A 22183-nucleotide genomic window follows, 5' to 3' on the forward strand; every position below is an offset into this window, starting at 1 on the left:
AAACGACTTTGCCGGTACCGGTTTTCGTGCAATCGATGGCCCAGGTGACGATCGCGCGCCGGCGGCGCTGGCCGGCCCCACGTGGATCCCCACCGCGAGTGATACCGACCCGACGAAGGTGATGGCACCGGCCGCCAACGCGGTCATGGCCCCGGCGTAGGACAACTGCCGCTTCTGAGTGGGCGCCGGAACGGGTTCGCTGATGTGCTCGACCAGCTGGTCGTCGGTGAATTCGGTGCTTGCAGCCGCCGACAGCGCCGCGCCGCGCGCGATCGTCACCTGGGCCATCGATTGCACGAAAACCGGTACCGGCAAAGTCGTTTCGAGCTGCCAGGAGAGGCCGTCGATGTCGCTGTGGCCGCCCACCACGACGACGCCGCCGGGCTGCCATCCGTTGCGCTCGAACATGCCGGTCAGCCAGCGGGTCAGGCCGTCGAAGCCGCCCCGCACGTGCTTGGTGGCCGTCTGGGTCTCACCGTCGTGCGTGTCGACCATGACCACGGTCGTCGAGTCCCGGTCGAGGATGCAGACGGCGGTCTGCTCGTAGCCGATGACGGGCGCGATGGCCCGAGCCAACGTCTCGATGGCTTCGAGGAACCGGATCGGCACGACGTTGTCGAATCCCGCGTCGGTCAAGGCCTCCAAGACCAGCGCGGCCTGTGCGGATGCTTCGTCGTTCCAGGTCACTCCGATGACACGCAGCCGGCGATCGCTCGCGGCCGCCTCGGTGTCGACCCGCAATACCTCGTCCACCACTTGTTCTGCGGTGCCCACGGCGCGCACACCGTGGCCCGCGCGCAACACCAGCTCTTGGTGATCGAGGATGGTGCCGTCGGCGCCATGTCCTTCGGCGAGGACCCAACCAACGGCGGTCGGCGTCACTGACAGGCCAAGAACCGTGTCCAAATCTATGCCCCAATCGGTCCCGCGTCCGACGCCCTCAGCCGCATCTACGCGCACCATGAAGCCGCGGGCGCGGTGATTCGAGAGAGCCGGAACAGACGCGGGATAGCGTGGTCTTCATCGGCTTGCTTCGAGAGCAGCCTACGCGGTCGGCGCAAGTCCGGCTGCCCCGGTCGGGCATGACCGCGGAATCGCCAGATGAAAGGGCGGCGCGGTGAAACGGAGCTGGGCCGCAGGCGGGTTCGCCGCTTCAGCCGGTTGCCGCCGGTTGCAGAGCTCCGACGAGGTGAGGGCCGCGAGGGCCGCGAGGGCCGTAGTGCGGGGGGCCTCTGGGTCGCCAAACCAGGCTTTATCGGCCGCGCAAATTAAATGCCCCGCACCGCGCGACCGTGGTGCCGTCAAACGATCAAACTGCCGACGCGCGGCGCGCCGGTGGCGATCAGCGAATCCGGTCCGGGCTTCATTTCGGGGGATTCTAAAAGCGTGGGGCATCGCGAGAGCTCGACTCGACGTAAACCCGCTGCGGCCTGGCGTTTTCTCACCCGGTGTGTGGGGCGGTCATACAGCGGGTACGCGGGGCCCGACGCCGCCCGGTTGCGCCGGGTGGCGAAATTGTGAAGTGAAAAGCGATGCCGAAACGAGACGCGTTCGCGTCCCAATCGACATTTGACGGACTCACACGGTAAATTCCTGTGAGACCACGATCACACTGATCACATCGACAAGGGGCAGGTATGACAGATCTGAGCGAGAAGGTCCGGGCCTGGGGGCGCCGGCTTTTGGTCGGCACAGCGGCGGCAGCCACACTGCCGGGCCTGATCGGTCTTGCCGGCGGCGCTCCAACCGCGAATGCGTTTTCGCGGCCGGGCCTGCCAGTCGAGTACCTGCAGGTGCCGTCCGCCGGCATGGGCCGCAACATCAAGGTCCAGTTCCAAAGCGGCGGCAGCGGCTCCCCCGCGGTCTATCTGCTGGACGGTCTGCGGGCCCAAGACGACTACAACGGCTGGGACATCAACACCCCTGCGTTCGAGTGGTACTACCAGTCGGGCCTGTCGATCGTCATGCCGGTCGGTGGTCAATCCAGCTTCTACAGCGACTGGTACAACCAGGCCTGTGGTAAGGCCGGTTGCCAGACGTACAAGTGGGAGACCTTCCTCACCAGCGAGCTGCCGCAGTACCTGCAGTCCAACAAGAGTGTGAAGCCGAACGGAAGTGCGGCGGTCGGCATCTCGATGGCCGGTTCGTCGGCGATGATCCTGGCCGCCTACCACCCGGCCCAGTTCATCTACGCCGGCTCGCTGTCGGCGCTGCTGGACCCGTCGCAGGGAATGGGGCCGAGCCTGATCGGTCTGGCGATGGGTGACGCCGGTGGCTATAAGGCCAACGACATGTGGGGTCCGTCGAGCGACCCGGCGTGGGCGCGCAACGACCCGACCCTGCAGATCCCGAAGCTGGTCGGCAACAACACCCGGCTTTGGGTGTACTGCGGTAACGGCACGCCGTCCGAGCTCGGCGGGGCCAACATGCCGGCCGAGTTCCTGGAGAACTTCGTGCGCAGCAGCAACCTGAAGTTCCAGGACGCCTACAACGGCGCCGGCGGCCACAACGCGGTGTGGAACTTCAACGCCAACGGAACGCACAGCTGGGAGTACTGGGGAGCCCAGCTCAACGCCATGAAGCCCGACCTGCAGGGCACTCTGGGCGCTTCGCCTGGCGGCGGCGGATAACCCAACCGCCCGCTCGGTCACTACTGCGCCTGACGTCTCCGTCAGGCGCAGTAGTGCGTTGGGGGATCGCGGTCGTGAGCCTGGCGATGCTGGTGGCGCCCGCCCGGGCCGACACCGCGAGTCCGCTCACCCCGTTAGTCGACGCGGCCGCGCAACGGCTGCAGATCGCCGACCCGGTCGCCGCCTACAAGTGGCACCAGCACGGCGCCATCGAAGATCCGGCGCGCGTCCAGCAGGAACTGGCCAGGCTGGGTGACGAGGCCGTCGCCCAACACATCGACCGCGATTACGTCACCCGGGTGTTCGGAGACCAGATCAGCGCCACCGAGGCCGTCGAATACGGCCGGTTCGCAGACTGGAAGCTCAATCCGGGAAGCGCTCCGCCCGACGCACCGGACCTGTCGTCGTCGCGGTCGGCGATCGACGCCCTCAACCAGACGATGCTGACCCAGCTGTCGGGCAACTGGGGCGTGCTGCATTCGCCGGAATGTGGCGCCCAACTCGACGCCGCGCGAAGCGGCGTCACCCGCGGGCGGCAGCTCGACGACCTGTACCAAAAGGCCCTGTCATCAGCGACGCAGTCGTATTGCCAGCAATAACTTAATTTTTCCTCACCGATTTCTAACGGTCCGATTTGGCCCGCCGATAAGGCGGTTTCCGCAGATAGATGGCATATCTCGCGCCATTTTCGAATAGGTAACGCTTTGGCCACACGCGCCGAAATCCCGGACATGAAGAATCTCTGCAAGCTTCTCGTCAAGTCCGTAGTGGTCGGCGGGGTCGTTGCAGCGTCGATGGCTTCGTCCACGGGTGTGGTGAGCGCAGACCCCGCTCCCAACTGGGACGCGATTGCCCAATGCGAATCCGGTGGCAACTGGCACGCCAACACCGGAAACGGGAATTACGGTGGACTGCAATTCAAACCAGCCACCTGGGCGCGTTACGGCGGTGTCGGCAACCCGGCCGCCGCGTCCCGAGAGCAGCAAATCGCTGTGGCCAACCGGGTTTTCGCCGAGGAGGGTGTGGAGGCCTGGCCAAAGTGCGGCGCGCAATCCGGCCTGCCGATCGGTTGGTACTCGCACCCGGCCCAGGGCATCAAGCAGATCATCAACGGGCTGATTCAGGCGGCCGTCCCGCACTGATGAAACGCACCTGCGCTCTATGACCGGGCGCCACGCTGTGTTTGGATCAGCCCATGGAAGGTTCGGCGACTGTTCACATGGCGGCGCCTGCGGCCAAGATCTGGGATCTCATCGCGGACGTCCGCAACACCGGAAAGTTTTCCCCGGAAGTCTTTGAAGCCGAGTGGCTCGGCGATGCGACGGGCCCCGCCCTGGGGGCCAAATTCCGCGGTCACGTCCGGCGCAATGAGATGGGGCCGGTGTATTGGACAACGTGCAAGGTCACCGCCTGCGAACCGGGCCGCGAATTCGGCTTCACGGTGCTCCTCGGTGACAGGCCCGTCAACAACTGGCATTACCGCCTGGCGCCCAGTGGCGGCGGCGGGACCGACGTCACCGAGTCGTTTCGGCTCAACCCGGCGCCGTGGCTCGCCTTCTACTGGTTGTTCGGCGGCTTTTTGCGCAAGCGCCGCAACATCCGCGACATGACCAAGACGCTGAACCGCATCAAAGACGTGGTCGAGGCGGACTGACGCCCGTGAAATCCGTCTTCATCACCGGTGCGGGCAGCGGCATGGGTCGCGAGGGCGCAAAGTTGTTCCACGCCAAGGGCTGGCGCGTCGGCGCGGTCGACCGCAACGAGGACGGCCTGGCGACACTGAACGACGAACTCGGCGGCGATCGACTGTGGACCCGCGCCGTCGACGTGACGGACAAGGCGGCCCTCGAGAATGCCCTGGCCGATTTCTGCGCCGGCAACAGCGGCGGCGGACTGGACATGATGTGGAACAACGCCGGCATCGGTGAATCCGGCTGGTTCGAGGACGTGCCCTATGACGCCGCGATGCGTGTCGTCGACGTGAACTTCAAGGCGGTACTGACGGGCGCGTACGCTTCGCTGCCCTACCTCAAGAAGACCCCGGGCAGCCTGATGTTCTCCACGTCGTCGTCCTCGGGGACCTACGGCATGCCGCGCCTGGCCGTCTACTCGTCGACCAAGCATGCGGTCAAAGGTCTGACCGAGGCGCTGAGCGTGGAGTGGCAGCGCCACGGCGTGCGCGTCGCCGACGTGCTGCCCGGGCTCATCGACACCGCCATCTTGACGACCACGACCAATCACTCCGACGACGGGCGCGCACCCATGACGGCGGAGCAATTGCGGGCCACCGCACCCAAGAAGGGCATGCTCCGGTTGATGCCGGCAAGCAGCGTGGCCGAGACGGCGTGGCAGGCCTATCACCATCCGAAGCGGTTGCACTGGTATGTGCCCAAGAGCATCCGCCTGATCGACTTTTTCAAGGGCGTGAGCCCGGAATTCGTGCGACGCAGCATCGTCAAGTCCCTACCCGCGCTTGCGCCGAAGCGGCAGTAAGGAGGTCGGCTGGTGGAAAACCGTTTGCTCACAGTCGCTTTGGTTTCGGCGGCGGTCGTCGTCAGTGTCGCGGGATGCAGCGCGGCGCCGACGACGCCTCGTCGGGCCGCGCGGCTGACCATCGACGGCGCCACGCACACGACGCGTCCCCCGGCGTGCCGGCAAGACCAGATGTACCGCACCATCAACATCCCCGACCGCGACGGTGGGGTCGAAGCGGTGGTGCTGCTCAGCGGCTACCGGGTGATGCCGCAGTGGGTCAAGATTCGCAATGTCGACGGATTCAGCGGCAGCTTCTGGCAAGGCGGGGTGGGCGACGCGCACGTCGAACTCAACAACGACGCCTACACCATCACCGGCAGCGCCTACGGCATCAACAGCAGCAACCCCAACAAAGTGGTGACCACCGACTTCAAAATCGTCGCCGAGTGCTGACTCCACAGCTGGTCGGGGCCTAGGCTCGAAACGACGCCTGATCGAGGGAGGGGGCCGGTGAAGGAACGGTTGCACTGGTTCGCGATGCATGGCTTCATCCGGGGCGCCGCGGCCCTCGGAGCCCGGCGAGGCGACGTCCAGGCCAGGCTGATCGCCGATCCGGCGGTGGCCGCCGACCCGGTCGCCTACTACGACGAAGTCCGTGCCCGGGGCAAGCTGGTGAAGGGCCGCGTGGCGTATCTGACGGCCGATCACGCGCTGGCGCATGAACTGCTGCGGTCCGACGATTTTCGGGTGCTGATCTTCGGATCGAATCTGCCGGCGCCGCTGCGATGGGTGGAGCGCCGCACCCGCGACGGCCTGCTGCATCCACTGCGTGCGCCATCGTTGTTGGCCGTCGAACCGCCCGATCACACCCGTTACCGCAAGACGGTGTCGGCGGTGTTCACCCCCAGAGCCGTTGCCGCCCTGCGGGATCGGGTCGAGCAGACGGCCGCCGAGCTGTTGGATCGGCTGGCCGGTGAGTCCGGCGTGGTGGACATCGTCGGACGGTACTGCTCGCAGCTTCCGGTGGCGATCATCAGCGACATTCTCGGCGTGCCCGAGTCGGAGCGCCCGCGCGTCCTCGAATTCGGCGAACTGGCCGCACCGAGCCTCGACATCGGCTTGCCATGGCGGCAATACCGCAGCGTGCAGGACGGGATCGCCGGCTTCAGCGCCTGGCTCGCCGAGCACCTGCAGCGGCTACGCCTGGATCCCAGCGACAATCTGATGAGCCAGCTGATCCAGACGGCCGAAAGTGGTTCTGCGGAAACCTATCTCGACGAGAAGGAGCTTCAGGCGATCGCCGGGCTGGTGTTAGCCGCCGGCTTCGAGACTACGGTCAACCTGCTCGGCAATGGGATCCGGATGTTGATGGACGCGCCGGAGCATCTGGACACCCTGCGCCGACGTCCCGAACTGTGGCCGAACGCCGTCGAAGAGATCCTGCGGCTGGAATCGCCGGTGCAGCTGACCGCGCGGATGGCGCGGGGCGACGTCGAGATAGCCGGCCGGCAGTTACATCGTGGCGATCTGGTGCTGGTGTATCTGGCCGCCGCCAACCGGGATCCATCGGTTTTTCCCGACCCGCACCGCTTCGACATCGAAAGGGACAACGCCGGACGGCATCTCGCCTTCTCCGGTGGCCGGCACTTCTGCCTGGGCGCGGCCCTTGCCCGGGCCGAGGGCGAAGTCGGACTGCGCACATTTTTCGACCGTTTTCCCGAGGTACGCGCGGCGGGCGCCGGAAGCAGACGCGAAACCCGGGTGCTGCGCGGATGGTCGTCGTTGCCGGTGGCTCTGGGGCCGTACGTACGCGAGTACGACCGAACCGGTTGACACCGGGGCGGCGACGAGGTTTATTTGCCGCTATGACAGAGGCTTCTATGATCGCGGTCGAGGACGTCGTACGTGGGCTGTGGCAGGCGCTTTCGCGGCGAGATTGGGAAGCGATCAAAACCTTTTTGTCCGACGACTGCCTCTACGTCGACATGCCGGTCCCCGCACTGTCGGCGCGCGGTCCCGAGGGCATCGTGCAACGCCTCAGGATGGGACTCGAGCAGTTGGCCGGCTACGAGAACCACCCCGGCGTGCTGGTGTGCAACGGGTCCGACGTGCTCTACGAGCACTCCGAGACGTGGACTTTCGCGACAGGTGAGCAGGGTGTGCTGCGCTTCGTGACGGTCCACAAGGTCGTCGACGGCAAGATCACCGTCTGGAAAGACTATTGGGACATGAACAGCCTGGTGGCCTTCGCTCCCCCGAACCACTTCGAGGGTTTGGCGACCGGCGACACCAGTTGGATATTCGACGCCTCATCGCTGGTTTGACGAAGGCCGCTCCACGGCACCCCGACCGTCTGCCGCCCACGCCCGTTGGAACGCATGATGGCGGCTACGACTCGGCCAGTTTCCGGAGGCGTTTCAACGTTTCCGTCAGTGCGCGTCCCACCTGGCGCACGGCGATCCGATCGGCGATGTACCCAAGTATTCCCCCGGGCGCCTGATACGACAGCCGAAATGTCACCCGTGTGCAGCCGTCGCCTTTGTCGCGCAACCGTATCCGCCCGCGCAGCGTTACGCCGGTAATTCCCACCCAGGCGAGGTCGCGGCCGTCGTCGAACTCGACCACCTCGATCACGCCGCCAACGGGTACGGAGCCGATCTTCCAATGGACGGTGTACCGCGCACCGACGCCGGGTGGTTTGTCGTTCGACGACTCCCACCGCTCCAGGCTCGCCATGAACGACGGGTAACAGTCCGGGTCGCTGACGATTTTCCAGACGGCGGCACGGTCGGCGTTGATGACGCAACGGCGTTCGACGCGCATCAGCCGATCACCGGGAATCGTCGTTCGGCAGCCAGCCGGTCGACGCCCCCCTGCAGGGAGGCCATCACCTTGTCGTGCACCGCTTGATCGTCGCCGTCGACCTCAATCGGGTCTTGAACCTCGATCACGATCTTGGTGGGCAACGGGATGTGGCCCGCCAGGTCGCTGATGTTGAGTCCCCAGGGCAGCGCCAGCGATATCGGGACGCTCTTGAGCCGGAGCAACTTGTCGGCCATCAGCAACTTGGCCAGCCACTGCCCGCGATTGAGAAAGAGCGCGCTCTCCTGCCCACCGATGCTCGCGACGGGGACGATCGGCACCCCGGCCTCGCGGGCCAGCTTGACATAGCCCATGCGCCCGCCGAAGTCGACCTTGTGACGTTCCCAGGAGGGCCGGAACACCTCGTAGTCGCCACCGGGATAGACCAGCAGTGCTGCGCCGGAATCCAGCGCGAGACGGGCATTTTCGGGGTTGGCGGCGACGGTGCCGAATTTGCGCAACCAGCCGAGCGGCGGCGCGGACACGACGAGGTTGTGGGCCAACTGGTAAAAGGGCCGCTCAACGCCGAAATACGAGCAGAAGGCGAGCGTGAACACGAAGGTGTCGGGCGGTACATTGCCGCCACTGTGGTTGCCCACCAGCAGCACCGGTCCCTCGGCCGGAATGCGGTCCAAGCCCCGCACGTCCGCCCTGAAATAGAACGACGCCAGCAACCAGGTTCCCGGCAGTTGATCGCGGATGTAATCCGGATCTCGCTGGTCAAGGTCGGCTTTGGGCACCCACGACACAACTTTGTCGCGAGCCCAATTCAAGACGTCCTTCGCGGTCGCCATGTCGGCACGCATACCCCGGCGTCACCGGGGGTCAAACGCCGCGATGCAACCGGCCGGGCACGAAAATTACCGGGCCGCCGCAACACCTGGGATGGTCACCCCTCGTGTTTTGACCATCCCAGTGTTGTTGGCAGCCGACGGCTACAAGTACCGCTGGACGCCACCGTGACCGTGACAGGTCCCACTGGCATGGGGATGTTCGCTGAAAGACCAACTCCCATCCGAGCACTGGGCCGTGGCAGCCTGCGGTTGTGAGCCACCCTTTTGCGGATATGGCACGCAGTCACCAGAACTGGCGGTGTAGCAACCGCCGCTGGGTGACGCGTAGGCCGATGGCGCCACAGCGGCGGCGCCGAAGACGACGGCTGCGATGACAAACGCAGCACGGGACAACACGTGCCCAAACCTCCCTTGTCCATCATCAGGTTGGCGACGTTTGCCCGATTCGTCGATCGAAGCCTATGCGCCCGGACCGTTGCCCACAGGCGAATCTCTGAAAAATTTCCCGCTGTCGAGGCGAGGGCAGCGCCGCTACTGCGCCAGTCCGTCCAGCACCCGGACCCGAACGGGATCGCGCTTGCCCTTGACGTCAACCCAGCCGAGCATCCGCACGCGTGCGGACTCACCAAGCGCGACCGCGGTATTGGGTCCGATGACCACTTGCCCCGGCTCAGCCAGGCCCTCCAGCCGTGCCGCCAGGTTCATGGTGTCGCCGATCGCGGTGAAGTTGCGTACTTGCTGCGCACCGACATTGCCCACCAGCGCGGGACCGGTATTGATTCCCACCCGAAAGCGCGGCCAGTCGTCGCGTTCGGCCGCCGCCTGCTCGACGGCGGCATGCAGTGCGAGTCCGGTGCGCGCGGCGCGCACCGCGTGATCAGGTTGGCGCACAGGGGCATTCCAAATCGCCACCACCGCATCACCGGCAAAGGGCAGGACGGTACCGCCGGCTTCGAGGATGACCGGAACGATCGCGCCGTAGTAGGCATTGAGCATGCCGACCACCTGCTGCGGACTGGTCGCCTCGGTGAACGCGGTGAAGCCGTGCAGGTCGGCCATCAGCACCGTGATGTCGGTGATCGCACCGCCGAGGCCCGCCTGATCGGGATCGGCGAGCAGGGCCGTCGCGACCGCGGGTGACATGTAACTACGGAACAGTCCATCGAGGTTCCGGTAAAGCCGGGCGTTCTCCAACGCGATCGAGGACTGCATGGCGAACGACCACAGCAGGGCGCTGTCGGCATCGGAGAAGGCGCCATCCGGTGCACGCGCCTCGATCACGCCCGCGACCTGGCCCTTCACCATCAGCGGCAGCTCGAGGACGGTGCCCTGCGGTGCGGTCGACTCCGACCCGTCGGCCGCGCCGTCGTCGAAGTAGAGCTCGCCGGCACGCACCCGAGCCAGCCGGAAATGGTTGCCCGGGAACGCGTCGGAGAGGGCGACCAGCACCCGATTGAGCAGGGCGTCCTCGTCCTGAATGACGCTGGATTCCTGGCCCAGCGCGACGAGTTCGCCGAGCTTGCGGACGCGTTCGCGTTCGGCGCCCAGGGCTTCCGCGCCGCGTTTGAGGACCGCCACCTGCTGCTCGGTGAGTTCGAACCGGTCGGCGAGGGCGGCGGCGGCAGCGCCGGGCGGAACCTGCTCGCCCCGCTCCCGGCGTTGCAACATGTCGACCATCGTCTCCAATGCCGCCGTGTAATCGCGGCGCAGGCCGGCGATGGTCTGTTGGGTGGCGAGTGCGTCGAAAAGACCTCTGACGGTGCCTTCGCGGCGGAACTGGACCCGCGCGCTGTAGGCGATGAAGCAGAAGGCCATCGTCATCAGCACGTGCCACAGCCACCAGGAGGCATGCCAGCTCATCCCGAACGCGAGGGCCACCGCCGCCTCGGACAGCAACGTGAACGCGGTCAGCACCGAGATCACGACCACCGCGGGACGGCGCCGGTAGACCGGCAGGTAGGCAAGCGCGGCGAGGGCGAACAGTGCGGCGCCGACCAGCGCGCAGGCCTGTTCCACGCGTTGCACCAGCTCCTGGTTCGGCAGCCGGTCGAGCAGTCCGTACAGGACGGTCACCGCGCAGGCCGCCATCAGCGCTCCCACCGTCAAAGCCAGGGCGGGGCGCACCGACCAGAGGCGGGCGCTCCTGGCCGGGTCGAAGGTGATCGACGAGGCCAGCGCCACGAGCCCGGCCAGCACCAGGCCCACTCGGGTCGGCAACATGAAGTCCGCATCGGAGGTGTCGAAAAGGACCCCCGGCGTGAAGACGGCGTGCACGCCGAAAAAGCCGGCGGTCGTCATGAATACGAGCGACACCAGCCAGAGCCGGGCGTCGTCGCGCGCGCGTGACGCCCGCGCGATCAGGGCGCCCAGCACGACGCTCACGGCCGAGGCGGTCAGCACCAAGATGAAATGGGCCACCCGGTTGTCCCATTCCAGGTCGACCTTGGGTATGCCCAGCAGCAGCCATAACGCGAGCATGGGCAGCGCCATGTGCATCACCCAGTTCGCCGTGCGCAGCCTCGATCCCCGGCGAACGGCCCGCGGCCTGCGTCGCCGGCAGTCGGCGGGCTTCGAACGGGCGGTCACGGCCGGCCGCCGCGATGCGTCAGCCGGTAGATGCGTGCGGCGTTCTCGCGGGCGATGAGGTCGACCACCCGGATGGCGTCCGGTTCGCTCCACTCGCCGCGGTCCACAAATTCGCCGAGTACCCACTCCATGCCCCTGCGCCACAAGATCGCGCCGAGGAAATGCAGCTCCGGCGGACCGAATCCGTCCGACGAATAGAGGATCTTGGAAAACGGCGCCATTTCCAGCAGACGCGCAAGGAACGCCGGTGACCGCGCCCCCAGGTAATTGACGCTCAACCCGCCATCGACATAGACGTTGTTGAACGCCTGGGCCAGATAGCCGGCCTCGCGCTCGTAGGGGTAGCAGTGCAACAGCACGATCGGCACGTCTTTCGTGCTGCGCAGGAAGTCAAGCAGCAGCAGCGGATTGGCCTGGTGCAGATCGCAATCGCGGTCGCCGAACCCGACGTGGAACTGCAGTGGCTTGCCCAGTCGCAGTGCCTGGTGCAACCCGAACCGCAGCAGCACCCTGTCTTGTAACCGGGTACCGCCGCGGTCGCGCCAGCGGCTCGCGGCTTCGGCGACCTCGGCCGGCGACGGAGCGCTGAGGTCGCCCTCGAACCCGCCCCGGTACGCCAGAATCGATTTGGTGCCGACCGCGCCGGCCGCGCGCCGGTGCAAGATCTCCCCGAACGCCGCCGCGTAGTCGCCGCGGGCTTGCGCCGCCTGCTCGGCCACCTCCTCGAGCCGCACCACCTCGCGCGCATCACCGCCGGACAGCCGGGCCATATCCGCGACTCCGGCGACACCGCCACCGCCGATCCCGGTATCCACCAGCCACTCGCTCACCCCGGCGGCCGACAAGAACAGCCGCGCCAAGTCATGCTCGTCGAACTGGCTACGGCGCTCCCAATACTCTTGCGGGTCAACGTGTTTGGACAAACCCAGGACGGGAGCGCAATGGGCGCGCACCGCGAACCCGAGTTGAGAGTCGAAACCCGGATGGGTAATGGGTTCGCTGTTGGCCTCGTTGAGCGCGTTCTCGAATCGCGGCCGGTCTGCCGGCGCCAACCAGCATCCGTGGACATGCTGATCAATCAGCGCCAGACCGCCGATGTGCTGGGACAGGGCGCGAGTGTCGGAGACCATGACCGGCCGTCACAGGCTCCAGGCCATGCGGAATTTGTCCGCCAACTGCTCGGGCGCCAGGTCGCCGTAGCGCTCCCGCTCCAGGCGGCGCACCGCGACCACCATGTCGACGGCCGGATCGCCCAGGATGCGGCGCATCACCTCCGAACCGTCAAGCGCCGCAATCGCTTCGGCCTGCGAATCGGTCAGCCGCACGATACCGTCGCGCACCCGGTCGGATTCGGGCACGGTGGCCGGGTCGATCGTGACCTCCGGTGGCAGCGTCGTCTGGCACTTGATCCCGTCCAACGCCAGGCCGAGGATGGCCGCCGACGCGAGATACGGGTTCCCGGAAGGGTCGACGATCTTGACCTCCACGTTGCCGCCGCGCGGGGTGCCGGGCCCGCCGGTGACGAACCGCACTGCGGCCTCCCGGTTTTCGGTACCCCAGCAGGCGTAGGCGCCGGCCCAGTTGCCCGGCCGCAACCGCAAGCCGGACACGATCGACCCGCACAGGACGCCTTGAGCTTCCGGCAGTCCGTGCACCAGACCCGCGACCGCGCTCTCCCCCGCGGCCGTCATGCCCTGGCTCGCGTCGCCGCCGCAGAACAGCGGGCCTTTCGGCGTCGACAGTGAGAAGTGCTGATGTGCACCGGATCCCGCGCCCCCGGCGAAGGGCGCGGGCGACAGGCTGATCCGCAGCCCGTGCCGACGCGCCGCGCGCCCGATGATCAGCCGCATCAGTATCAGCTGATCGGCGGCGGCCACCGGGGCCTGCGGCGAGAGCGAGATTTCGAACTGGTTGGCGCCGTATTCGGGGTGCAACTGTTCGATCGCGATGCCGGCCCCCGTCGCCGACCCGATCACATCGCGAACGAACGCCTCGTGTTCGAGCACACCGGCCAGGCCGTACTGCGCCCACAAGGTCGACGGCAGCCGGGCGCCGTCCGGGCCGACCAACAGAAATTCGATTTCGTGCCCGACCGCGGCCTCGATGCCGGCTTCGGCGAGCGCCGCCTCGACGCGCCGCAGCGTGCCACGGCTGCAGGTCGGCACCGGGGTGCCGTCCTGCTCGAAAAATGCGGCGGGTGCCCACGCCAGCCCGTCACCCACAATGCGCAACGCCGACAGATCGATCCGGAGGCGCTGGTCCCCCACCACGCCCGCATCGGCGGTGAAGGCGATCCCGGTCTGATCGATGGCGAACGCATGCCAGGACGGGCTGGCCCCCAGGCCGGGATCCGCGAACGTGTCGGTCCGCCGGATCGGGACCGTCTTGGCCAACGTGAGCCCGGCCGGATTCACCACCGTGCCGATGACCGTGTCGACGCCCTCGGCCTCCAGCTGCGCGATTGCCGCGGCGGCGAGCGGTGTGCCGGTCATGGCAGCCATTCTCCCCACCTCGCGCCGACCCGGACGGCAAACGGCGTCACCGCACGCTCAGTTCTGCCGGCCGACGAGTTCGGTGACGAAGCGATCGAGGAAACCATCCACGGGTGCCTTGCCCACCGGCCGGATGACGAATTTCGTCAGGCCCGCCTCGAGGTAGGCGTCCAGCTGCCGGTGCAGCCGATCCCACCCGGCGGCGACGAGCTCGCCGGGGTCCCGGTCCGGGCGGCGCCGGTGCACGGCCGCGGCCAACTCCGCGGGCAATTCCCCGTCGGCTACGGCCAGGGAGATGCCGAAGTGGTCTGGCTCGATGCTGCGGCCGGCGTGCGCGGCGGCTCGCTCGATCGCCTCGCGCCCGGCCCGCGCCTCGGCGGGGGTGAGGAAACTGCCCAGCCAGCCGTCGCCGAGCGCGCCGATGCGCCGAAAGGCGGCCGGCGCCGAGCCGCCCACCCAAATATCAAGCGGCGGTGATGGTTTCGGTGCGACGGCCACGTCGGTGACGCTGAAATATTGGCCGGTGAACGTCGTCGAATCCTCCACCAGCGCCGCGCGCAACAGCCGCAGCGACTCGTCGAACACCGCCGCGCGCTCGCCGTCGGGGACCACGAAGACCTCGCGTTCGGCCGGTATCGCCGAACGCAAGCCGAACACGGGAAGAACCCGTTTGGGCGCGACGGCCGCCAGCGACGCCAACTGCTTTGCCACCAGCACCGGATGCCGGCCCGGAAGCACGGCCACCGAGGTCCCCACCTTCAACCGGGTCGTCCGGGACAGCGCGTACGCCATGCCGACCATCGGATCGACCGCCGGGGAGTACACCAGTTCGGAAAACCACAGCGAGTCCACCCCGTTCGCCTCGAGGTGATCCACGATGGCGGCCAGTTGATCCGGCGCGGTATCGGCACCCAGGCCGACGCCGAAGCGAATCTTCACCGCCGCCTCCCTCCGAGTTCCCTCACCCACACCGCAACATCGGCGGCGCGTCTTTTGTGCCCGCGGCGCGCGCCATCGCCGGATGGCCGGGCCACACGAAAACTAGCCGCGGCTGGGGATGGTCAGCTTGCAGGCTTGGCCAATGTCGAGGGTCCGCAGCACTCGGCCCATGCCGACCCACAGCGCGCAGGACAGTGCCAGGTCGGCCAGCAGTTCGTCGGAGAAGTGTGCGGCGCACCGGCTCCAGAAGTCTTCGTCGTCGCGCAGCGCGGTGTGCTCGGTGGCGAAGCGGTCGGCGAACTCGGCGGCCAGCCGCTCCTGTTCGCTGTAGCCGGGCCAGGTGCGCCACTCGTGGACGTGGTCATAGAGCTCCTCGTCCACACCCGCCGCCGGTCCGTCTTCATCGCGGGTGTTGACGCAGACGACGCATTCGTTGCGGTGGGCGATCACGGCGCGGGCCAGTTCGCGGGTGCGGATCGGCAACCGGTTCTTGGTGTACACCGCCTGGCTGAAGCCGCCGAGCGCGCCGCCGATGTCCGGGGACTTCACAAACCAGCCGGCCAGGTCGTCGTCAGCAAAAGTTCCGATTCGGCTCATGGCGTGATGGTACGCCCGCGTCATCACCCGGGTTGGGGATGTCGGCGAATGCGTATCGGCACCGGTTAGCGAGCGGCCGACGGGATTGCCACGGTCGGCTGTTCCTCATGCCAATCCCGTTGGGCCAGCACACGATGCGCGACGCGGTCCAGCGCCGCCTCCACCGCGCGGCGGTCCGGGCGACCCTCGAATCCCGGTGACCGGGCGAGCTTGTCGACCAGCCAGGCCAACAGCAGCGAGTGCACGTACGCGACCTGTTGTCCCCCGGCCGGGGTGAGCCACATCCGCTCGCCGTCGCGCTGCGCATAACCCCCGGATACCAGGCGGGCGAAGGTGGGCTCGAGCACCTCGAACGGTATCCGGAGGTAGTCGGCCATGTCGGTGAGCCGGGCGGTCCCGTACATCTCGGTGTAGCGATTGATCCGCAAGACCCCCCACAGTCCGGCGACGTCGAGCCGGCAATCGGGTCGCATGGCGATGCTGCGCAGCCGCATGCCGGTCTCGCCGCGCAGCATCCGCGCGATCGCGTTCTCCAGCATCTGGTCGGGAGTCTCGGTGGTCGGCATGCCGAACGCGTCGCCGAGATCGATTGTGCTGTCGTGGATGTCGCGCAGCGGGATCTCGCGCAAGAACAGCGCCAGCACGAATCCGACCAGGGCGACCGGCGCCGCCCATAAGAAGACCTGGGTGAGCGACTCGGCGTAGGCCGCCACGATCGGGGCGGCCACGTCGTGCGGTTGCCGGTGCAGAGCCCCGGGTGAACTGACCGCGCTGGGCGGCGCGCCGCTGGCCGCCAGGGCCGCACCGATGCGGCCGTTGAGGAAGTTCACGAACAGCGAGCCGAAAATGGCCGCGCCGAACGAACTTCCGATGGTCCGGAAAAACGTCACACCCGAGGTGGCGACGCCGAGGTCTTCGAAATTCGACGTGTTCTGCACGATGAGGATCAGCACCTGCATGGACAATCCGATGCCGGCGCCGAGGATCACCAGGTAAAGAGACTGGATCAGGGCGGAGGTGGACGGCTGCATGCGCGACATCAGCAGGAAGGCCAACGCCATCAGCGCGGTGCCGGCCACCGGAAAGACCTTGTAGCGCCCGGTCCGGCCGACGATGGTGCCGCTGCCTGTCGAGGTGACCAGCATGCCGAGCACCATGGGCAGGGTGCGCAGGCCCGAGGTGGTCGCCGAAACCCCGTTGACGTACTGCATATAGGTCGGCAGGAAGGTCATCGCGCCCAGCATGGCGAAGCCCACCACGAAGGACAGCACGCAGCAGACGGTGAACACCGGGCTCCCGAACAACCGAATCGGCAAGATGGGTTCGGCCGCGCGCCGTTCCACCATCACGAACACGCCGAGCGCTATCGCGGCGCCGACGAACAGACCGATGATGGTCGGTGATCCCCACGGGTAGAGGGTGCCGCCCCAGCTGGTGGCCAGCGTCAGGCCCGCGGCGCCCAGGCCCACGAACGTGATGCCGGCGTAGTCGATGGCGGGCTTGGCGGACGCGGTCAGGGCGGGAATCGCCGCTGCGGCAACGAAGATGACCACGACCGAGATCGGCACGTTGACCCAGAACGCCCACCGCCAGGTCAGGTAGTCGGTGAAGTAGCCGCCGAGCAGCGGGCCGATGACCGTGGTGACGCCGAAGACCGCCCCGAGGATGCCCTGATATCGGCCCCGCTCGCGCAGGGGGACGACCTCGCCGATCAGCGCGCTGGCCGTGACGGTGATGGCGCCACCGCCAATCCCTTGCAGTGCGCGCGCACCCACCAGCATTGCCATCGACTGGGCCAGTCCGCACAGTATCGAGCCGACGACGAAAAAGACTATGGCCGTTTGGAATACGCGTTTGCGGCCGAAGACGTCGCCGAGCTTACCCACCAGTGCCGTGACGATGGTCGATGCGAGCAGATAGCTGGTGACCACCCAGGACTGATGCCCGGCATCGCCCAGGTTGGCGACGATGGTCGGCAGCGCCGTCGCGACGATGGTCTGGTCCAGCGCCGCGAGCAGCATGCCGAGCACGATCGCGATGAAGATCAGATTGCGTCGTTGCGGGCTGATCAGCTCGCCGCTGGATGCGGCACCGGAAGCCGGGCGAGTTTGGGTCGCTGCCCTTGGGCTCGTCATACCTCGGCGACGTTACCTATTTCGCCGCCGGCCGGGTCAGCTGGGTGGGCGCGACACGCACTGCGCCGAGTACAACTCCACGCCGAGCTTGTCCATCAACTCGAGTTGGGTCTCGAGATAGTCGATGTGCTTTTCCTCGTCCGCCACGATGTTCTCGAACAGCGTCGCGGTGGTGGAGTCCTGCTTTTCGCGGCACAGGATGATCGCCGGCTTGAGCCGCTCCATCACCTCGTACTCGATGGCGAGGTCGGCCTCGAACTGCTCACGCAGCGTCTGACCGATGCGCAGCGAGAAGAGGCGCTGGTAGTTCGGCAAGCCGTCGAGCAGAAGAATGCGGTCGGTGATCGCCTCGGCGTGTCGCATCTCGTCGAAGGACTCGGCCCGGGTGTGCCCAGCTAACTCGGTGAAACCCCAGTTGTCCTGCATCTTGGAGTGCAGGAAGTATTGGTTGATCGCGGTGAGCTCGCTGGTCAGCTGCTCGTTGAGCAGACGCAAAACTTCCGGATCCCCTTGCATTGTCACTCCTATGGTGTGAGCGGCTGTCGTATGTGGCCGCGGCGGGCACGCTGGGCTGGAGCGCACAAACCTGGGCTGTAGCAGCACTTTGCCACGGCCGCCGGGAATGTTCCAGCAAGGTTTGGCTGCGCTCAGTGGGTCCCCGAGTGGGGTAAGTCACCCCTTGGTTAGGTTAGACTCGGCTAACGAACTTAGGTTAGACTCCACTAATATGCGGCGTATGAACTCGGCCCCATCGCCCCGGTGCCTGATGACTCGGAACGCCGGCGGCCGGGACGATTCGCAGACGCTGGACCGGGCTTTCGACGAAGGGGACGCCGAAATGCGGGAGGTGCGCTGATGTACGTGTGCCTCTGTGTTGGGGCCACCAACCAGACCGTGTGCGACGTCGTCGCGCAGGGCGCATCGACCTCCAAAGAGATCGCCGCCGCCTGTGGGGCCGGTGGTGACTGCGGCCGCTGCCGGCGCACCCTGCGGGCCATCCTCGCCGCCTCGGCCAAGCTGCAGACGGCCCAGTCGGCCTAGCCGCCGTCAGCCTTTGTGCTTCAACTTTTGTTGAACGCGGCCAGCGCCGCGGCGTTGGCCTGTGCGCCCATGAGCTCGGCGAAGTGGGCGTTCTCGCGGGCGGTGGCCGCCACAATCTCGGGCCGGACGGGCTCCATCATGGTGTGCTTGACGGCCATCAAGCTCGAGATCGGCCGGGAGGCAAGGATTTCCGCGTGCTGACGGGCCTGCGTCAGCAGCTCGTCGGGTTCGCAGACCCGCCAGACCAGTCCCATCCGCAGGGCCTCGTCGGCGGCGACCCATTCCGACGACATCAGCAGCCAGGCCGCGTTCTGCCGGCCCACCAGCTGGGGCAGCAGGTATGACGATGCCGCTTCGGGCGCCACGCCCAGGCTGGTGAACGGGCACTTCAGGCGGGCGGTCGACGACATGAACGCCAGATCGGCGTAGCCGAGGATGGTGGCGCCGATGCCCACGCCGACGCCGTTCACCGCGCAGATCAGCGGCTTGGGAAAAGCGCTGAGCGCGCTGATCAGTCCGATGAAGCCATGCTTGCCCGGGGTGAAGTCCGGGTCGGTGATGCGTGCCTGCATTTCGGCCAGATCGGTACCGGCGCTGAAACCACGGCCCGCGCCGGTCAGCAGCACGACCGCGACTTCGGGATCGTCGGCGGCGGCCAGCAACGCCTCGGCAGTGGCGTCGTAGAGAGCTTCGTTGAACGCGTTGAGCGCCTCGGGCCGGTTCAGTGTGAGGGTACGTACCCGTTTGTCGTCATCGATCTGCAGCGTCACGCCAGCAGCCTAACCAGGCTAGCCGTTGCTGTAGACGCGGGTTGGCGCGATCAACACCACGGCGCGACCCTCGGCGGCCATCACCCTGTCGTATTCGTCCCAGTCGTCGTGGGTGCCGCCCGCGGCGGTGAACACGTCGCGAAGCAGCAGCCGCAACTGATCGGCGTCCGTGAGCCAGGGCCGGCTGTCGGCCGGGCCGGCCAGCTCGGCGCGGCCCTCGACCGTCGCCCACTGCCACCCGTTGCGAAAGGTGACGGCCAGCTGCGGTCGGGCCCGCAGGTTGGCCAGCTTGACCTTGCCGTAGGTGGTGAAGCCGAGAACTGGCTGGCCGTCCGCGGGGTGCGCCAGCAGCCCCACGTTCACCAGCGAAGCCTGGACCGTCGCGTCAGCGCGGACGGTCGACACCACCGCCAGGCCGCTTTCCGTCGCGGCCAAGGCGACCGCGTCGCGCAGTGTCGTCATGAGAGCCCCTCATCCGTTGAACGGGCTGGCGAAGACGTACCGGCTCGTCGGCACCGTGTCGATGTTCTCGTTGGCGCCAAAGGCGCTGGTGCTGGCGACCATTCGCCCCATCCGGTCCTGTAGGTCGTCGTCATCGGCGGCTCCGAAGAAAGCGTGGAGGTCGGTGATGGCCTCGATCGGGAACAACTCCTCGACGATGCCGGAGATTCCCGGCGCGTCCGGGGTCAGCGCCCGCACCACCCAGTTCTGGGTGTAGCCGAACGTCGACTGCGTTTCGATCGCCACCGAGGTGTGGTGACCCTGCCACCGCGTCAGCCAGGTCGCCTGGTCCATGTCGGCGGGCCGGCGCAGCAGCGCGACGTTGGCCAAACCCGGTGTGCGAGCGCCGGATTCGACGGTTGGAGCCATCAGCGGGACGGATTCGGTCACCAGATACGCGGCGAGCTGTTCACATTCCTGGGCGAGGAATTTGAACGCCGCCGTCATCTGCTCGCCGTAGCACTGCTGGGTCCACATGCTCACCACCGCCGCGACCGGCGGGTCCAGGGTGGTCAGCGTCATCAGCGAGTGGCGCACGGTGCTGTCCCGAACATTCATCTGCAGCCCGGCGACGCCCAGTTGCAGCAGCGCGTCGGCGACGTGACCCCGTTGCCGGGCACACCACGCGTCATCCGGCTCGGCCCGCCTGAGCACCGCGATCACCTTTTCCATAGGCAGAACCTACCCGGGGCGGGCGCCGGGTAGGCCTACTTCACCAGCCGCACCTGGTGCTGGCTGCTGATCACTGTGCCGATCAGCTCGGCCAGCCGGCGATAGGACTCGTCGCGCCCGCTCGATGACCGGTAGACCAAGCCGATCCGCCGCCCCGGGCGGGGTGCGGCGAACTGCGCCAGGCCCAGGCGGCTGCGCGAGGCCTCGACCGGCACCGCGCTCTGTGGAATGAGCGTGACGCCCAGGCCGCCGGTCACGCATTGCACCGCGGTCGCCAGGGAGGCCGCCCGGGTATTGGCCAGCTCTGCCCGCACCCCCGCCTTGTGACAGACGTCGAGTGCTTGATCACGCAGGCAGTGGCCTTCGTCCAGCAACAGCAGCGGCAGGTCGGCCAGGGCGGTCGCCGGAACCCGGCGCTTGCCAGCCAGCGGATGGCCGGGCGGTAGGGCGAGGACGAAATCCTCGTCGTAGATCGGGATCGCGGTGACACCGGCACCCTCGGCGGGCAGGGCGATCAGGGCCGCATCCAGTGCGCCCTCACGCAGCACCGCCAACAGCCGTTCGGTCTGGTCTTCGGTCACCCGCAACGTCAGGCCCGGCAGCCGCTCGGCGACGCCGGCCAGCACGGTCGGCAGCACATAGGGCGCCACCGTCGGTATCAGCCCCAGCCGCACGCCGGTCTGCAGCGGGTCGGTGGACCCGGCCGCGGCGGCGCTGAACGCGTCGGCGGCCTCGACGACCGCCTGGGCGCGCGGGAGCAGTTCCGTGCCCTGCGCTGTCAAGAAGACACGCCGCGTCGACCGCTCGACCAGCTGGGTGCCCAGGCCCGCCTCCAGCGCCGCCAGCGCCTGCGACAACGTCGACTGGCTGACGCCGAGATCCGTTGCGGCACTGCTGAATTGCCGCTTCTCGGCGATCGCCACGAACGCGCGCAGGCCGGCGATAGTGGGCTGATAAGTCTTATCGGTCATGCCTATGAGTCTAGTGGGAAATATCACCTTTACTTCAATAAGGCTACGCGGCAACATGGTGGAGGACATCTAATCTTGAGTAATTCCAGATAAGGAGCGATATGCCTCTGCTGACCATCGGCGACCAGTTCCCCGCCTACGAGCTCACTGCGTTGATCGCGGGCGATCTGTCCAAGGTCGACGCCAAGCAGCCTGGGGACTACTTCACCACCATCACCAACGAGGACCACGCCGGCAAGTGGCGCGTGGTGTTCTTCTGGCCGAAGGACTTCACCTTCGTATGCCCGACCGAGATTGCCGCGTTCGGCAAGCTCAACGACGAATTCGCCGACCGCGACGCGCAGGTGCTGGGTGTCTCGATCGACAGCGAGTTCGTGCACTTCAACTGGCGGGCCCAGCACGAGGACCTGAAGAAGCTGCCGTTCCCGATGCTCGCGGACATCAAGCGGGAGCTGAGCCTGGCCACCGGTGTGCTCAACGCCGACGGCGTGGCCGACCGGGCGACCTTCATCGTCGACCCGAACAACGAGATCCAGTTCGTCTCGGTGACCGCGGGTTCGGTGGGTCGTAACGTCGAAGAGGTGCTGCGCGTCCTGGACGCACTGCAGTCCGACGAGCTGTGCGCCTGCAACTGGCGCAAGGGTGACCCGACGCTGGACGCCACCGAGCTGCTCAAGCAGTCGGCCTGATCCCGGCCTGGATCGCATAAGGTTCGGAG

The 22183-nt window shown here is 67.1% G+C and carries 25 protein-coding genes; 10 read left to right on the forward strand and 15 right to left on the reverse strand.

What is annotated here, in order from left to right:
* A partial coding sequence (locus tag A5646_RS23235) for a hypothetical protein (RefSeq protein ID WP_156765680.1) occupies positions 1 to 906 on the reverse strand: 906 nt, incomplete at its 3' end.
* Between the two features lie 731 nt (positions 907 to 1637).
* On the opposite strand from A5646_RS23235, the gene ag85B reads away from it, so the two are divergent.
* The 8 genes from ag85B to A5646_RS23275 all read left to right on the forward strand — a co-directional run bounded on the left by ag85B (position 1638) and on the right by A5646_RS23275 (position 7429).
* Complete coding sequence (gene ag85B, locus A5646_RS23240) at positions 1638 to 2630, forward strand: diacylglycerol acyltransferase/mycolyltransferase Ag85B (RefSeq protein WP_066870705.1); 993 nt, start codon at positions 1638 to 1640, stop codon at positions 2628 to 2630.
* A 23-nt stretch (positions 2631 to 2653) separates the two neighbouring features.
* A complete protein-coding gene (locus tag A5646_RS23245) occupies positions 2654 to 3229 on the forward strand; it encodes a chorismate mutase (protein ID WP_369806985.1) in 576 nt (191 codons plus the stop codon).
* A gap of 105 nt (positions 3230 to 3334) precedes the next feature.
* The gene (gene rpfC / locus A5646_RS23250) at positions 3335 to 3772 is read left to right on the forward strand and encodes a resuscitation-promoting factor RpfC (protein ID WP_066870708.1); all 438 of its coding nucleotides are present in this window, start codon (positions 3335 to 3337) and stop codon (positions 3770 to 3772) included.
* Between the two features lie 35 nt (positions 3773 to 3807).
* Positions 3808 to 4284 carry an SRPBCC family protein gene (locus A5646_RS23255; RefSeq protein ID WP_197498137.1) on the forward strand — a complete coding sequence of 159 codons (477 nt, stop codon included), beginning with the start codon at positions 3808 to 3810 and terminating at the stop codon, positions 4282 to 4284.
* A 5-nt stretch (positions 4285 to 4289) separates the two neighbouring features.
* Positions 4290 to 5123: an SDR family oxidoreductase gene (locus A5646_RS23260; protein ID WP_066878144.1), complete on the forward strand. Its 834-nt coding sequence runs from the start codon at positions 4290 to 4292 to the stop codon at positions 5121 to 5123.
* Positions 5124 to 5135: 12 nt separating this feature from the next.
* Positions 5136 to 5558, forward strand: coding sequence for a lipoprotein LpqH (locus A5646_RS23265; protein WP_066878146.1), 423 nt, complete (start codon positions 5136 to 5138; stop codon positions 5556 to 5558).
* Between the two features lie 57 nt (positions 5559 to 5615).
* On the forward strand, positions 5616 to 6938 hold the full coding sequence (locus A5646_RS23270; protein ID WP_066878149.1) for a cytochrome P450: 1323 nt from the start codon (positions 5616 to 5618) through the stop codon (positions 6936 to 6938).
* A 47-nt stretch (positions 6939 to 6985) separates the two neighbouring features.
* Positions 6986 to 7429, forward strand: a complete 444-nt coding sequence (locus A5646_RS23275) for a nuclear transport factor 2 family protein (RefSeq protein WP_066878151.1) — start codon at positions 6986 to 6988, stop codon at positions 7427 to 7429.
* A 64-nt stretch (positions 7430 to 7493) separates the two neighbouring features.
* On the opposite strand, the gene A5646_RS23280 is transcribed toward A5646_RS23275, so the two are convergent.
* From A5646_RS23280 to bfr, 10 genes are all read right to left on the reverse strand, one after another.
* Entirely contained in the window at positions 7494 to 7928 is a 435-nt protein-coding gene (locus A5646_RS23280; RefSeq protein WP_067024495.1) for an SRPBCC family protein, read from the reverse strand.
* Positions 7928 to 8761, reverse strand: a complete 834-nt coding sequence (locus A5646_RS23285) for a lysophospholipid acyltransferase family protein (protein WP_066870792.1) — start codon at positions 8759 to 8761, stop codon at positions 7928 to 7930. Before A5646_RS23285 ends, A5646_RS23280 begins: the two co-directional genes overlap by 1 nt.
* Positions 8762 to 8902: 141 nt before the next feature.
* A complete protein-coding gene (locus A5646_RS30500) occupies positions 8903 to 9157 on the reverse strand; it encodes a DUF3761 domain-containing protein (RefSeq protein ID WP_156749311.1) in 255 nt (84 codons plus the stop codon).
* A gap of 135 nt (positions 9158 to 9292) precedes the next feature.
* The gene (locus tag A5646_RS23290; RefSeq protein ID WP_156749310.1) at positions 9293 to 11251 is read right to left on the reverse strand and encodes an adenylate/guanylate cyclase domain-containing protein; all 1959 of its coding nucleotides are present in this window, start codon (positions 11249 to 11251) and stop codon (positions 9293 to 9295) included.
* A 92-nt stretch (positions 11252 to 11343) separates the two neighbouring features.
* Positions 11344 to 12477, reverse strand: coding sequence for an amidohydrolase family protein (locus A5646_RS23295; RefSeq protein ID WP_067024500.1), 1134 nt, complete (start codon positions 12475 to 12477; stop codon positions 11344 to 11346).
* Positions 12478 to 12486: 9 nt separating this feature from the next.
* A complete protein-coding gene (locus tag A5646_RS23300; protein WP_067024502.1) occupies positions 12487 to 13839 on the reverse strand; it encodes a glutamine synthetase family protein in 1353 nt (450 codons plus the stop codon).
* Between the two features lie 57 nt (positions 13840 to 13896).
* Positions 13897 to 14778 carry a TIGR03854 family LLM class F420-dependent oxidoreductase gene (locus tag A5646_RS23305; protein WP_067024504.1) on the reverse strand — a complete coding sequence of 294 codons (882 nt, stop codon included), beginning with the start codon at positions 14776 to 14778 and terminating at the stop codon, positions 13897 to 13899.
* Between the two features lie 102 nt (positions 14779 to 14880).
* The gene (locus A5646_RS23310; protein ID WP_066870794.1) at positions 14881 to 15375 is read right to left on the reverse strand and encodes a carboxymuconolactone decarboxylase family protein; all 495 of its coding nucleotides are present in this window, start codon (positions 15373 to 15375) and stop codon (positions 14881 to 14883) included.
* Positions 15376 to 15440: 65 nt separating this feature from the next.
* Complete coding sequence (locus tag A5646_RS23315) at positions 15441 to 17510, reverse strand: MDR family MFS transporter (protein ID WP_067024507.1); 2070 nt, start codon at positions 17508 to 17510, stop codon at positions 15441 to 15443.
* Positions 17511 to 17546: 36 nt separating this feature from the next.
* Positions 17547 to 18026 (reverse strand): bacterioferritin, encoded by a 480-nt coding sequence (gene bfr, locus A5646_RS23320; protein ID WP_066870748.1) that lies wholly within the window; start codon positions 18024 to 18026, stop codon positions 17547 to 17549.
* 339 nt (positions 18027 to 18365) lie between these two features.
* Here bfr and A5646_RS23325 point away from each other — a divergent pair, with 339 nt between their 5' ends.
* Positions 18366 to 18551, forward strand: a complete 186-nt coding sequence (locus tag A5646_RS23325) for a bacterioferritin-associated ferredoxin (protein ID WP_066870751.1) — start codon at positions 18366 to 18368, stop codon at positions 18549 to 18551.
* Between the two features lie 20 nt (positions 18552 to 18571).
* Here the strand turns inward: A5646_RS23325 and A5646_RS23330 are convergent, their stop codons facing one another.
* The 4 genes from A5646_RS23330 to A5646_RS23345 are packed head-to-tail and all read right to left on the reverse strand — an operon-like array spanning position 18572 to position 21465.
* Positions 18572 to 19321: an enoyl-CoA hydratase/isomerase family protein gene (locus A5646_RS23330; RefSeq protein WP_066870755.1), complete on the reverse strand. Its 750-nt coding sequence runs from the start codon at positions 19319 to 19321 to the stop codon at positions 18572 to 18574.
* Between the two features lie 18 nt (positions 19322 to 19339).
* The gene (locus tag A5646_RS23335; protein ID WP_067024510.1) at positions 19340 to 19783 is read right to left on the reverse strand and encodes a TIGR03618 family F420-dependent PPOX class oxidoreductase; all 444 of its coding nucleotides are present in this window, start codon (positions 19781 to 19783) and stop codon (positions 19340 to 19342) included.
* 9 nt (positions 19784 to 19792) lie between these two features.
* Positions 19793 to 20494, reverse strand: coding sequence for an EthD domain-containing protein (locus A5646_RS23340; protein ID WP_066878165.1), 702 nt, complete (start codon positions 20492 to 20494; stop codon positions 19793 to 19795).
* A 35-nt stretch (positions 20495 to 20529) separates the two neighbouring features.
* Positions 20530 to 21465: a hydrogen peroxide-inducible genes activator gene (locus tag A5646_RS23345; RefSeq protein ID WP_067024513.1), complete on the reverse strand. Its 936-nt coding sequence runs from the start codon at positions 21463 to 21465 to the stop codon at positions 20530 to 20532.
* Between the two features lie 101 nt (positions 21466 to 21566).
* Here A5646_RS23345 and A5646_RS23350 point away from each other — a divergent pair, with 101 nt between their 5' ends.
* Positions 21567 to 22154 (forward strand): peroxiredoxin, encoded by a 588-nt coding sequence (locus tag A5646_RS23350; protein WP_066870766.1) that lies wholly within the window; start codon positions 21567 to 21569, stop codon positions 22152 to 22154.
* The last annotated feature ends 29 nt before the right edge of the window (positions 22155 to 22183 follow it).

It is taken from the genome of Mycobacterium sp. 1245499.0 (genome assembly GCF_001673615.1).
Lineage (GTDB): Bacteria > Actinomycetota > Actinomycetes > Mycobacteriales > Mycobacteriaceae > Mycobacterium > Mycobacterium europaeum_A.